Consider the following 12,892-nt stretch of genomic DNA (forward strand, 5'->3'; position numbering starts at 1 on the left):
CGGGAACGGCGTTTCAGCCCAATCCTTTCAGCCAGGCGCCGATCTCGCTCACGGCGACATTGGCCTCTCGCAGCAATTTTCCCATGTTGAGGAAGCCGTGGAACTGGCCGGGATAATGCTTGGTGGCCACGGGCACGCCGGCCTCCTGGAAGGCCTTGTAGACGGCGGCGGCATCGGGATCGAGCACAACGGGCATGGGGAAGCGACCTTGCGGGTTTCTGATTGTTCGTTGGACGTCATTTTCGGGGGCAGCGCCCGCCTGACCGCGGAGAGGAGTGCTCGACTATTCCATCCGGGGGCCGATCTGGCCAGACCGGGCCGGGAAGGGCAGGGATGCCGCCCTTCCCCCGCCGTATTCGCCGTGTTAACCGGATGGCCTGCGAGCGGCGGTATCCCCTGTAGAATGTCCAGCAAGCCCGATTCGCTGTTGAAGCCGCGCGAGATGTTTCGAACATTTACCCTGACAGGCCTTGCGGCGCTTCTGGCCGCCACCGCACTGACGGCTGCAACGCCGGCGCAGGCGCAGATCGGCACGATCTTCTCCGATCCGCCGCCACTGCGGCCGCCCGGCAACATTCCGCGTGGCCAGCCCCAGCCGCAGATCCCCGACGACGACGAAGAAGTGCCGGAGCTGCCGCCGCAAGGCCGTGTGCTGCCGTCGCGCCCGATGGCGCCCCCGCCGGGCCGGCAGGGCAATGTGATGCCGGGGCCGGTCGAGAGCCAGCCTCTGGCGCCGCCGCCCGGGTCGAGCGCCGCTCCACCAAACCAGCCGCCGCCCGTCGCGGTCGCTCCGCCCACTCCGCAAGGCGCCCCGGGTGCGCCTGGTCAGCGCCAGCCACAGCAGAAGGGCGGGCCGGGCGGCGCTGTCCCGCAGACGCCGGCGAGCCTTCAGCCGGGCGACGAGGTCGTCACCGAGCCGCCGGCCCAGAAGATCGTGAACAAGAAGGCGACCTTCTCCGGTCTCGACAAGATCACCGGGCGCATCATCAATTTCGACGAGGAGATCGGCGAGACCGTGCAGTTCGGTGCGCTGCGCGTCAAAACCGACGCCTGCTACACGCGGCCGGCGACCGAGGCCGCCAACACCGACGCCTTCGTCGAGGTCGACGAGATCACCTTGCAGGGCGAGGTCAAGCGCATCTTCTCGGGCTGGATGTACGCGGCAAGCCCGGGCCTGCACGGCGTCGAGCACCCGATCTACGATATCTGGCTCACCGACTGCAAAGAGCCGCAGCAAACGATTGCGACCGCGGCTCCGGATCCCGGCACCAAGCCGGCAGCACCGCCGCCGCCCGCGCAGAAGAAAGCCGCGCCCAAGCAGGTGCAGCAGCGTCCGCCGCAGCCCTTGCCGCCGATCCAGCAGCAGCAGCCGGCACCGCCGCCACCACCTCCGCCGCCCGAGCAGCGGCCGGGTCTGTTCGGTATCCCCGGGTTTGGCCGCTAGGCCAAATCCCCCGGGGTTTGGCCTGACTATTGGCGCGCCGCGATGATCTCGAGGGCGCGTGCGCCCGGGATCGCTTCGCCGGCGGAGAGCCTCAGGAAATCGCCAGGCTCGCCCGCGAGCGCCTTGTCGAGCAGCGCGGTGTAGCGCCGCCGCGAAATCTCGGCCGCGCCAAAACTCTTCAGGTGCTCGGTGACGTACTGGGTGTCGAGCAGCTCGAAGCCGCCATGGATGAGCCGCGCGACCAGATGCACCAGCGCGACCTTGGAGGCATCGCGCGCGGTGTGGAACATGCTCTCGCCAAAAAAAGCCCGCCCCAGGCTGACGCCGTAAAGCCCGCCGACGAGGTCCTCGCCCTGCCAGGCCTCGACGCTGTGGCAATGGCCGAGCTCGTACAGGCCGCCATAGAGGTCGCGGATGCGCTTGTTGATCCAGGTGTCCTCGCGCCCGGCCTGCGGGGCGGCGCAGCCTGCGATCGTGGCCTTGAAGGCGGTATTGACGGTGACGCGGAATGAATCCGAACGCACGGTGCGCGCGAGCCGCGAGGCCACGCGAAATCCGTCGAGCGGGATGACGCCGCGCAACTCCGGCTCGACCCAGAACAGGGTCGGATCATCGGCGCTTTCGGCCATCGGAAAGATGCCGCAGGCATAGGCGCGCAGCAGCACGGCCGGCGTGATTTCAGACGGGGCAGAGTCGCGCGAAGTCATGGCTCGCCACAATAGCAGGATCGCAATGCGGTTGCGATGGGCGGTGCGGATCAGTTCGCTGCGGCTGCAGCCGGCTTGCCGGCGGCAGCCGGGACACGGCGGAACATCAACATGATTCGGGTTCCGGAATGGGTGGGGTCGCGCTCGACCGAAGCATCGAGCTTGGTGGCCATGGCTGCGACGATGCGCTGGCCCATGCCGGTGGAGCGCGGATCGGCCTTGACGTTGTCGCCGACGCCATCGTCGCTGATCGACAGCAGGAGATCGTCGCCTTGCGAGGTCAGCTCGACATGGATCGGGCCGGCGCCGTCAGGGTAGGCGTATTTCACCGCGTTCATCACCAGTTCGTTGACGATGATGCCGACGGCGACCGCACGGTCCGGATCGATCTCGATCGGTTCGGCCTTCAGCGTCAGGCGCGACATCCGGTTGCCCTCGGCCGAGCGCCTGAGATCCTCGAGCAGCGAATCCAGATACTGGTTCAGGACCACGCTCTTCAGGTCTTGCGAGGTGTAGAGGCGGCGATGCACCTGTGCGACCGCGGCGACGCGGCCCATCGCGTTGGTCAACGCAGCCTTGACCTCGTCCTGCGCGGCGGAGCTTGCCTGCAGATGCAGCAGGGAGGCGATGATCTGCAGCGAGTTGCCGACGCGGTGATTGACCTCCCGCAGCAGCAGCTCGCGCTCGGCGGCGAGCGCAGCATAGCGGTCGCGCGAGGCATGGATTTCGGCTTCGGCTTCCTCGCGCGCCTTCTGCAATTCGGCCTGACGCAGCGCGCCGTCGGCCGCGACGTGGAGCAGGGGGATGAAGTCGCCCTTGACGTCCTTGACGAGATAATCGGCCGCGCCCGCCTTCAGCGCCGTCACCGCAATGCTGGAATCCTGCGACGCCGTGACGAAGACCACCGGCGGTGCGCCTGGTATCGCCATGATCTGCTCCAGCGTCTCGAGCCCGTCGAGGCCGGGCATGTACTGGTCGAGCGCCACGACGTCGATACCGCTATCGACGCTGTTTTGCGCGCCCGCGCGGCGGATGAGCTCGAGGCCTTCCTCGCCGCTCGCGGCGTGAACGACTTTGTAGCCGCGCCGTGTCAGGCCGCGATCGACCAGGCGCGCAAGCGCCCCGTCGTCGTCGATGTAGAGCAGTGTGGGCATGCGCTGGTTCATGGGGCGGCGGGCGGAACCTGGATGACCGAGAAGAACAAGCCGAGCTGCCGGATGGCATTGGCGAAATTCTCGTAGTTCACGGGCTTGGTGATGTAGACGTTGCAGCCGAGCTCGTAGCAGCGCTTGATTTCCTGGGAATCGTCGGTGGTGGTCAACACCACCACGGGCGAGGCCTTCAAATATTTGTTCTCCTTGATCTGCTTCAGAATGTCGATCCCGGTCATGTCGGGGAGGTTGAGATCGAGCAGGATCAGGAGCGCATTGCCCTTCTGCACGAGCCCGCTGCCATCGGGTCCGAACAAATGTTTCATCGCGTCCGTGCCGTTGGCAAAGGAGATGATCTCGTTGTTGACGCCGGACCTTCGGATGTTCCGCTCGATCAGCCGCGCGTGTCCTTCGTCGTCCTCGATCATGATGATGCTGACGGGTTGAGTCATTGATCCGCGTTCCGGTTGCTGGCGTTCCAGGTGATGGGCAACGTGATGGTGAAGGTACTGCCCGTATTCAGTTCCGATGATACCGACATGGTGCCGCCGAGGCGACGCACAAGTGCACGCACATGGGCAAGACCGATGCCCTGACCGGGCTTGTCCTGGGTTCCGGCGCGGCGAAACAGGTCGAATATCCGCTGGTGGTCTTTTGGGTCGATGCCGCGGCCGTTATCGCTGACTTCGAAGATAGCGTAGCCGAGCTTGGTGCGCCCGCGAATTCTGATCTCGCCGGGGACGCCGGGCTTGAGATATTTGATGGCGTTGTCGATCAGATTGGAAAAGATCTGCTCCAGTGCCAGGCGATCGCTGACGAGATTGGGCAGGGGAGCGACATGGATCTCGGCCTGTGCCTCGGCGGCCTGATGCGCCAGCGTCGACACGATGGCTTCGATCAGCTCGCGCGTGTCGATCTTTTCCGGCTGGAACTCGCGCCGGCCCTCGCGGGTGAGATTGAGGATCGCCGAGATCAGGCGGTCCATCTTGGCGATCGACGACTTGATGAAGCCCAGCGCTTCGGAAAAATCCGCTGAGAGCTGCTTGTCGGGACCTTCGAGCGCGATCTCGCCGTCCGGCAGCGGCGGCCCGTCGGCCGGGACGTGGGTAAGGCCACCGATACGGCGGAAAATGTCGCCGCCGAGCTCTTCGAGTTCGCTGGTGAAGCCCATGATGTTGACGAGTGGCGAGCGCAGATCGTGGCTGACGATATAGGCAAAGCGCTGGATCTCGTTATTGGCTTCGCGCAGATCGGCCGTGCGTTCGTCGACCACGGCCTCCAGATTGACATTGGCATCGCGCAGGCGCGCCTCGGCGTCGTCACGGGCAAGGGCCGAGCGCCGCACCAGCCAGATCGAGATCAGCGCCAGCAGCACGACGAGGCCCGAGCCAATGCCGGTCATCGACGCGGCCAGGGTCTGGCTGCGGTCCGAATTGACCGTTCGCAGCCGGAACAGCCGTTCTTCTTCCTGGATCATCCCGGTCGCGACTTTGGCGATCGCGGCTGTCGCGTCCGTGGAGACAACCTCGCGGACCAGCGCTGCGGCGTTCTCCGGCTCACCCCGCCGGAGGAAATCCATCTCCTGCGCGAACTGGCCGAGACGGGTCTCGATCGCCGCGCTCAGCTTCTCGATGTTCTCGCGTTGCGCCGGATTGTCGCCGGTCAGGCGCGTGAGCTTGTCGAGAGCCGGGATGACGGCCGCCACGGCCTTGTCATGGTCGACCTTGAAATCCTCGCCTTGTGTCAGGAGGTAGCCGCGGGCGGTGCTCTCAGCTCTGCGGATTTCCAGCAGGAGGGCGTTGATCTGGTTCTCCGCCTCGATGGTGTGAATCACCCATTTGCTGTCGTCTCTCGCCTTGTTGACGAGGTAGACGGAGCCGGCGCTGATCACGGTCAGCACCAAGAGCCCCGCTGCGAGCAGCAGGATCTGCCAAAATCTACGCCGTCGCTGTGCGTCAGCGGTCACGACGGTCTCGCTCGATCAGGCTTGCCGGACTTCAAATCGCCCCCTCGGAACTGTCCCCACGTCCTAAACGCGATTAGGGCCAAAGGGTTCCATGCGGAGGGACGGCTACTTCGGGGCGGGTTCCGCCTTGCCGGCGAGATATTGTTCCAGCCAGTGGATGTGGTAGTCGCCGTTGATGATGTCGTCCTCGCGCACCAGCGCGCGAAACAGCGGCAGGGTGGTCTCGATGCCCTCGACCACCATCTCGTCCAGCGCCCGGCGCAGCCGCATCAGGCACTCGCCGCGGGTCTTGCCGTGCACGATCAGCTTGCCGACCAGCGAGTCGTAATAAGGCGGGATCGTATAGCCTTGATAGACCGCGGAATCGATCCGCACACCGAGCCCGCCGGGTGGGTGATATTGCGTGATGCGGCCGGGCGAAGGACGAAAGGTCTCCGGATTTTCGGCGTTGATGCGGCACTCGATCGCGTGACCGATGACCTGAACCTCGTCCTGCCTCGCCGGCAGGTCGCCGCCGGCGGCGATGCGGATCTGCTCCAGCACGAGGTCGATGTCGGTGATGCTCTCGGTGACGGGATGCTCGACCTGGATGCGCGTGTTCATCTCGATGAAGTAGAACTCGCCATCCTCGAACAGGAATTCGATGGTGCCGACGCCGAGATATTTCATCTCGCGCATCGCCTTGGCACAGGTCTCGCCGATCTTGGCGCGTGCAGCCGCAGTCAGCACGGGCGAGGGGCCTTCTTCCCAGACCTTCTGGTGGCGTCGCTGCAGCGAGCAGTCGCGTTCGCCAAGATGAATCGCGCCGCCGCGGCCGTCGCCGAGGATCTGGATCTCGATGTGGCGCGGCTTCTGCAGATATTTTTCGAGGTAGACGGAGGCATCGCCGAAGGCGGATTTGGCCTCGTTGGCGGCCGTCGACAGCGCGACCTGAAGATCGGCCTCGCTCTCGGCCACCTTCATGCCGCGGCCGCCGCCGCCCGCCGCGGCTTTGACCAGCACGGGGAAGCCGATCTTCCTGGCGATCGCCATAGCGTCGTCGTTGGGGCCGACCCCTCCGTCGGAGCCGGGCACCACGGGAATGCCGAGCTTCTTGGCGGTTCTCTTGGCCTCGATCTTGTCGCCCATCAGGCGGATGTGCTCGGCCTTCGGGCCGATGAAATGCAGATTATGCTCGGCGAGGATTTCGGCGAAGCGCGCGTTCTCCGACAGGAAGCCGTAGCCGGGATGCACGGCATCGGCGCCGGTGATCTCGCAGGCCGCGAGCAGCGCGGGCACGTTGAGATAGCTGTCCTTGGACGCCGGTGGCCCGATGCAAACGCTCTCGTCCGAGAGGCGCACATGCATGGCATCGGCGTCGGCGGTGGAGTGCACGGCGACGGTCGCGATCCCGAGTTCCTTGCAGGCCCTGAGGATGCGAAGGGCGATCTCGCCGCGATTGGCTATGAGGATCTTGTCGAACATGGTGTCCTTATTGGACTGACGCGCGGAAAGCGGCGAGGGCGATGAGATCGCCCTCGACCGTCACTCAATGATCACGAGCGGCTCGCCGTACTCGACCGGCTGGCCGTCCTCGATCACGATCTGCGTCACCGTGCCGGCGCGCGGCGAGGGGATCTGGTTCATGGTCTTCATGGCTTCGATGATCAGCAGCGTCTGGCCGACCGAGACCTTGCTGCCGACCTCGATGAACGGCTTGGCGCCGGGCTCCGGCGCCCAATAGGCGGTGCCGACCATCGGCGAGGTCACGGCGCCGGGATGCTTCGACAGGTCGGCAGCGGCAGGCGCGGCGGCAGCTGCGGTCGCCGGGAGGGCGGTGGGGGCGGCCGCCATCTGCATCGGCATGGTCGCGGCGACGCTGATGTTGCGGGCGACGCGCAGGCGCAGGCCGGCACGCTCGATCTCGATTTCGGTGAGGCTGGTCTCATCGAGCAGCAAGGCAAGCTCACGGACGAGGGCGGAGTCCTCGCTGGAAAACTTTGCGGCTGCTTTGTCGTCTGGCTGGCGCGCCATGTTGTTTGATCCGAATGTTCTGTGTGAAGGGGGAGCGTCAGGCTTTGGGCTTGATGCCGAGCTTGGCGGCAAGGCCCTGGATGGCGAGGCGGTAGCCCTCGATGCCGAAGCCGCAGAGCGAGGCGAAGGCCGCGCGCGCGGTGTAGGAGTGATGCCGGAAATTCTCGCGGGCGTGGATGTTGGTGACGTGCACTTCGACCGTCGGGATCTGCACCGCGAGCAGCGCGTCGTGCAGCGCGATCGACGTGTGCGAATAGCCGCCGGCATTGATGATGATGCCCTTCATCTTGCGGGCGTATGCCTCGTGGATGAAGTCGATCAATTCGCCTTCGCGGTTGGACTGCCGGCAGTCGGCCTTGAGGCCGAACGTGGCCGCCGTTTCCCGGCACAGCGCCTCGACGTCGGCCAGCGACGCATGCCCGTACTTCTCGGGCTCGCGCGTCCCCAACATGTTGAGGTTCGGCCCGTTCAGGACAAGGATCGTGTCGGTTGCTGGTTCGGCCATTCCAATCCCGCAAGAGGTGCTTCGGCGTGGCGGGGGTTATAGGTAACAAAGCGCGTGAGGGGAAGCCTTGAAGGACCTCCCAGGTGGCTTCAGATAGCTCATCCCAGGTGCAAAAACCTGTGCGCAAGCTATGGAAATCGCTTGTTAACCAGTCCGAAGCATGGCTGCCGGCCGGCGTGTGCGGGAAGACGCCGCCCGGTAACCCAAAAGCCCCTGCCGATCTCTCGGCAAGGGCTCATTTGGAGCTTCAGCGAAGCGACTTAGCCTTCGATGATGTACACGATCTCGCGCGTCTGCGGACGAACGATGACGTACCGCCCGTGCACCAAGATCACATCATAGCCGCGCCATTCCGGATAAATCTCGACGATCCGCGGCGGGAGCGGGTGGAAATGAACGCTGGCAGGGACCGTCGTGCCGACTGAGATGTTGAAGTTGACGTTGGTCGTTTCCTCGATCTTGGTCGACTTGATCGCGGATGTGATCTCGGTCCGCTTCTCGGGCGGCGGCGCAGAAGCGGTCGCGGAGGCCGTGCCGGTCGTGGTCTGAGACTTGGTATCGGCAGCCTTGTTGTCCGCACCCTTGGTCTGGCTGTCTGCGCCCTTGGTCTGGGCGTTCATGTTGCCGCTCTTGGTGTCAGTCTCCGTGCTCTTGGACTTGTCCGTCTGGGACTTGTCCATCGTGCTCTTCGACTTGTCCTGCGCTGCCTTGTCCTGCGCTGACTTGTCATGCATGGACTTGTCCTGCGCGGACTTGTCTTGCGCGGACTTTTCCTGCGCGCCCTGGGCGTGCTCACCCTTCGCCGCGCCGGCCTTCTCGTCGGTCGCGTTCTTGTTCATCGCGCCGGACTTGTCCATCCCGCCCGACGACTTCTCCTCGGCTGCTCCGCCGGACTTCATGCTGCTGGAGCCGCCAGCCTGACCGACGGTGCCCTTCTCATGGGCGGATTCCTTACCCATCGAGCCGCCGCGTTCGGCGGCGCCGCCGGAAGGCTGCGAATGCTGCATCTGCGCACCACCGGCGCCGCCACCGCTGTCGCGGTTCATGGTGCCCTGTGCGTTCGCCAGACCGGTGCCCGCGACGAGCGCGAGTGTGGCAACCGAGATCATAAAGCGGTTAGACATGGAATTCTCCTCACGTGTTCATTTGCGTCATTGCCCGCGCCGACAACGAAAGGAGATTTGAGTAGTTCCGGAACTTTGGTGGTTCCGAGGCTTTTGTTTGTTGAACGCCAGATGAACGCGCGCGCCAGATTTCGGCGCAATGAAAAGACCGGCTTTTCAGCCGGACTTTGCATGCGTGATTTTTAACGTGATCAGCGGGTCGCCTTGTCAGCAGGTCGCCTTGCCGCAGCGCGCCACAGCGATCTTTTCCTTGAGGCTATCGACACCGACGGCGCCGACGACGATCTGCTTGCCGATCACGTAGCTCGGCGTGCCGTTCATGCCCATCGCTTCGGCGAGCTTGAAATTCTCCTCGATGGTGCTGCGCACCTCGGCGCTGCCGATGTCCTTTTCGATCTTCGCGACGTCGAGGCCGGCTTCCTTGGCCGCCTGAAGCGCGCGCGCCTTGTCGGCCGCGCCACGGCCGCCGAGCAGCTTCTGGTGGAAGTCGAGGTACTTCTTGCCGGAGGGATCCTGCATGCGCACCGCGACGGCGACCTGGGCTGCTTCGACCGAGCCCTGGCTCAGCACCGGAAACTCCTTCAGCACCACCTTCAGCTTCGGATCGGACTTCATGAGGGTGAGCATGTCGTCCATCGCGCGCTTGCAGTAACCGCAATTGTAGTCGAAGAACTCGACGAAGGTGACGTCGCCGTCCTTGTTGCCGAGCACGACCTGGCGCGGTGAGTTGAAGATCGCATCGGAATTCTGCGCGACGCTAGCCTCGTGCTTCTGCGTCTCGGCCGCGGCCTGGCGCTTGGTAAGCTCGGCCATCGCTTCCTCGAGCACCTCGGGATGGGTGACGAGATAGTTCTTGACGATCGCCTCGATGTCCGTGCGCTGGGCATCGGAGAAGCTGTCGGCCGACGCGGGCACGGCTGCGCCGAACATGGCGAGCGCAAACAGCGCGGGAGCAAGCAGGCGCAGCGAAGGCATAGGCAAATCCTCTTATCCAAAGCAGGTTTCGGGAAACGTCCCGGCGGACTTAAGCTCGGTGTCGTGACGTCGTTTCGTAAGGCGTCGTGGCGTAAGGCGTCGTCTTGGTCTGGTCAGTTGCGCGGCGGTTTCGACGCCACGATGTCGTCGGCCTTGACCCATCCGGGCGTGCCGACGGCGAAACGGGTTTTCGCGCGCGTCGCAAGCTCGCGGGCGGTCTTGTTGTCGCCGCGCAGATAAGCGGCCTGCGCCGACGCCAGATCGGCCTCGGCATAGTCGCCCTTCCGGCCATAGGCCATCGCGAGCTGCATGTAGCCGAGAATGGCCTCCGGTTCCCGTGCCACCGCAGCCCGGAGAATCCGAACGGCGTCATCGGTGTAGGCCTTATTATCGGACCCAACCAGAGCCTGCCCAAGTAACATCTCGATGAGGGGCGCGTTGTTCGAAAGTGCGACAGCCTTGCGCAGGGCAGGAATTGCCTCGGCCGGCTTGCCGCCCTCCAGCAGCGCCTGGCCGCGCACCTCGTAAAAATACGCATTGTTGGGCTGGATCTGGATCAGCGCGTCGATCTGGGTGAGCGCGCTGCGCAAATCGCCATGCAGATAGGTGCTGATGGCGCGGGCGTAGCGCGCCGGCATGCTGTCGTTGGTCAGGGGATAGCGGCGGTACACCGTCTCCGGCCGCTCCATGAAGGCGGAGATCTTGGCGCGCACCATGTCATGGCGGAGCTGGAGCGCGGGATCGTCCTTTTTGTCCCAATAAGGGCTGGAGCTGGCGAATTCCTGCAGGGAAGCGACGCGCTCGGCGGGCATCGGGTGCGACTGGAGATAGGGATCGGCGCCGCGTGCGGCGAACAGGCTCTCGCTGGTGAAGCGCTTGAAGGTCTCGTACATGCCCTTCGGCGACTGCTGGGTCGCCGTCAGGAATTTCACGCCGGCGCGGTCGGCGTTCTCCTCCTGCTGGCGCTGATAGGACAGCAGCGTCCGGCGGATCATCTCCTGGGGGCCGGCGAGGGCGGCGGCTCCGGCATTGGCAAGGCCATTGTTGCCGGCGCTGCCACTGCCGCGGGTGCTGCCCACGGCCATCGCGCCGGCGCCGAGCAGCATCGCGATGATCATCTGGGTCTGGGCGTTGGCGAGCTGCTCGCGCAGCTTGGACAGATGGCCGCCGGCCAGATGCCCGGTCTCGTGCGCGAGCACGCCGATGATCTGGTTCGGCGTCTCCGATTGCAGGATCGCACCGTAATTGACGAAGATGCGGCGGCCATCGGCGACGAACGCGTTGAACGAGCCCTCGTTGACGATCACCATCTGGATGTTCTGCTTTTCCAGACCGGCGGCGCGCAGGATCGGGCGCGTGTATTCGCGCAGCAGCTGCTCGGTCTCGGTGTCGCGCAGGACCGGTGGTCCCTTGGCCTGCGCATGCGCAGCCGAGAACGGCGTCAGCGCGATCGCAGCCGCCGCGAGGAGGGAGGTGAGGGCGGTGGCCTTCTTGCGCAATGCGATCTGGAACAACATCACGGTCTGGGTCAAACGGTCTTGTCAGCAGGCTTGTCAGGCATTCCTGGTCAAGCAGTTCAGTGATTGGCTTTGGCGATTGGCGGCGGACCGGATACGCGATATGCCCCTTTGAGCCGTACCCCTTATGAGCCGTACAATGCGGCCAGTCTGGGGCGCAAGCACCCCGTTTCTCCGGGTCGGACGGATCGGCCCGCCAGCGAATAGCAGAAATCGATGCACGATGCGACCTTGAGGAACCGATTGGGAGAGTGGCTCGCGCCCTCCCGCCGCAGCGATGTTCCCCCGTTCATGGTGATGGACGTGATGGCCGCGGCGGCCCGAATCGAGGCGGCCGGTGGCCATGTCATCCACATGGAGGTTGGCCAGCCCGCCGCCGGCGCGCCGAAGACCGCGATTGCGGCCGCCCATGCGGCGCTCGAGGCGGGGCGGATCGATTATACCTCAGCACTCGGCATCCCCTCCTTGCGCGCACGCATCGCGCGGCATTATCGCGATGCCTATGGCTGTGACGTCAGCCCCGAGCGGATCGTGGTGACCACCGGCTCTTCCGGCGGGTTCATTCTGGCATTCCTGGCGATGTTCGAGCCGGGCGACCGCGTTGCCGTGACGGTGCCGGGTTATCCCCCGTACCGTCATATCCTCACCGCGCTCGGCTGCGAGCCGGTGCTGATCGAGACCACGAACGAGACGCGCCATGCGCTGACCGGCGAGGCGCTGCTGGCCGCCCATCGCAAGGCGCCGCTGAAGGGCGTGCTGGTCGGCAGCCCCGCCAATCCGACCGGGACCATGATGTCCCGCGAGGCGCTCGCGGGCCTGATCGCGGCGGCGGAAGGCGTGGGCATCCGTTTCATCTCGGACGAGATCTATCACGGGCTCGACTACGCGTTTCCCGCCGCAACGGCTGCGGCGCTGTCGGAGCACGCGCTCGTGATCAACTCGTTCTCGAAGTATTTCTGCATGACGGGCTGGCGCGTCGGCTGGATGGTCGTGCCCGAGATTCTGGTACGGCCGATCGAGCGGCTGCAGCAGAACCTGTCGATCTCGGTGCCGTCGCTGTCGCAGATCGCCGCCGAAGCGGCCTTCGACGGCGCGGCCGAGATGGAAGAGATCAAGCACGGCTATCAGGAAAACCGGCGCCTCCTGATCGAGGGATTGCCCAGGGCCGGCCTGACCAGGTTTCTGCCGGCCGACGGCGCGTTCTATCTCTACGCGGACGTCTCGGACTTCACCTCCGACAGTTTCGACTTCGCCAAGCAGATGCTCGAACAGGCCCATGTCGCGGTCACGCCGGGGCTCGACTTCGATCCAATCCACGGTCGTTCGTTCATACGGCTCTCTTATGCGCGTTCGGCTGCGGAGATGCGGGAAGCAGTTGACCGGATCGCTCACTGGCTTAAATAGCCGGCAGTTTTCGCCAGCCTTCTGGAGTGCAACTTGTCCGACCGTTCCGTCCCGTCTACCGCCACACATTCTCCTCTCGCCGCATT

At 64.9% G+C, this 12,892-nt stretch carries 12 protein-coding genes and 1 pseudogene; 2 read left to right on the forward strand and 11 right to left on the reverse strand.

Going from position 1 to position 12,892, the window contains the following annotated elements:
* Positions 1 to 13: 13 nt before the first annotated feature.
* Positions 14 to 148: pseudogene (locus AC0L3S_RS02865) on the reverse strand (alpha/beta hydrolase); the annotation flags it as partial.
* Positions 149 to 403: 255 nt separating this feature from the next.
* Between AC0L3S_RS02865 and AC0L3S_RS02870 the strand changes: the two are divergent.
* On the forward strand, positions 404 to 1,444 hold the full coding sequence (locus tag AC0L3S_RS02870) for a DUF2155 domain-containing protein (RefSeq protein WP_473256987.1): 1,041 nt from the start codon (positions 404 to 406) through the stop codon (positions 1,442 to 1,444).
* A 26-nt stretch (positions 1,445 to 1,470) separates the two neighbouring features.
* Here AC0L3S_RS02870 and aat read toward each other — a convergent pair whose 3' ends face one another.
* The 10 genes from aat to AC0L3S_RS02920 all read right to left on the reverse strand — a co-directional run bounded on the left by aat (position 1,471) and on the right by AC0L3S_RS02920 (position 11,402).
* Entirely contained in the window at positions 1,471 to 2,151 is a 681-nt protein-coding gene (gene aat / locus AC0L3S_RS02875; RefSeq protein WP_026232743.1) for a leucyl/phenylalanyl-tRNA--protein transferase, read from the reverse strand.
* Between the two features lie 50 nt (positions 2,152 to 2,201).
* Positions 2,202 to 3,317, reverse strand: a complete 1,116-nt coding sequence (locus AC0L3S_RS02880; protein WP_473278030.1) for a sensor histidine kinase — start codon at positions 3,315 to 3,317, stop codon at positions 2,202 to 2,204.
* Positions 3,314 to 3,754: a response regulator gene (locus AC0L3S_RS02885; RefSeq protein ID WP_007609730.1), complete on the reverse strand. Its 441-nt coding sequence runs from the start codon at positions 3,752 to 3,754 to the stop codon at positions 3,314 to 3,316. The genes AC0L3S_RS02880 and AC0L3S_RS02885 overlap by 4 nt, the downstream gene beginning before the upstream one ends.
* Positions 3,751 to 5,268 (reverse strand): sensor histidine kinase, encoded by a 1,518-nt coding sequence (locus AC0L3S_RS02890; protein ID WP_473256985.1) that lies wholly within the window; start codon positions 5,266 to 5,268, stop codon positions 3,751 to 3,753. Before AC0L3S_RS02890 ends, AC0L3S_RS02885 begins: the two co-directional genes overlap by 4 nt.
* Before the next feature lie 105 nt (positions 5,269 to 5,373).
* Positions 5,374 to 6,732 carry an acetyl-CoA carboxylase biotin carboxylase subunit gene (accC, locus tag AC0L3S_RS02895; RefSeq protein WP_473256984.1) on the reverse strand — a complete coding sequence of 453 codons (1,359 nt, stop codon included), beginning with the start codon at positions 6,730 to 6,732 and terminating at the stop codon, positions 5,374 to 5,376.
* 60 nt (positions 6,733 to 6,792) lie between these two features.
* Positions 6,793 to 7,281, reverse strand: coding sequence for an acetyl-CoA carboxylase biotin carboxyl carrier protein (accB, locus tag AC0L3S_RS02900; RefSeq protein WP_473256983.1), 489 nt, complete (start codon positions 7,279 to 7,281; stop codon positions 6,793 to 6,795).
* Positions 7,282 to 7,318: 37 nt separating this feature from the next.
* The gene (gene aroQ / locus AC0L3S_RS02905) at positions 7,319 to 7,786 is read right to left on the reverse strand and encodes a type II 3-dehydroquinate dehydratase (RefSeq protein ID WP_473256982.1); all 468 of its coding nucleotides are present in this window, start codon (positions 7,784 to 7,786) and stop codon (positions 7,319 to 7,321) included.
* A 260-nt stretch (positions 7,787 to 8,046) separates the two neighbouring features.
* Complete coding sequence (locus tag AC0L3S_RS02910) at positions 8,047 to 8,910, reverse strand: DUF1236 domain-containing protein (protein ID WP_473278031.1); 864 nt, start codon at positions 8,908 to 8,910, stop codon at positions 8,047 to 8,049.
* A 207-nt stretch (positions 8,911 to 9,117) separates the two neighbouring features.
* The gene (locus AC0L3S_RS02915) at positions 9,118 to 9,885 is read right to left on the reverse strand and encodes a DsbA family protein (RefSeq protein ID WP_473256980.1); all 768 of its coding nucleotides are present in this window, start codon (positions 9,883 to 9,885) and stop codon (positions 9,118 to 9,120) included.
* A gap of 113 nt (positions 9,886 to 9,998) precedes the next feature.
* Positions 9,999 to 11,402, reverse strand: a complete 1,404-nt coding sequence (locus tag AC0L3S_RS02920) for a M48 family metalloprotease (protein ID WP_473258347.1) — start codon at positions 11,400 to 11,402, stop codon at positions 9,999 to 10,001.
* A gap of 216 nt (positions 11,403 to 11,618) precedes the next feature.
* On the opposite strand from AC0L3S_RS02920, the gene AC0L3S_RS02925 reads away from it, so the two are divergent.
* Positions 11,619 to 12,806 carry a pyridoxal phosphate-dependent aminotransferase gene (locus AC0L3S_RS02925; RefSeq protein WP_473278032.1) on the forward strand — a complete coding sequence of 396 codons (1,188 nt, stop codon included), beginning with the start codon at positions 11,619 to 11,621 and terminating at the stop codon, positions 12,804 to 12,806.
* The last annotated feature ends 86 nt before the right edge of the window (positions 12,807 to 12,892 follow it).

Source organism: Bradyrhizobium sp. Ken01, from assembly GCF_055807355.1.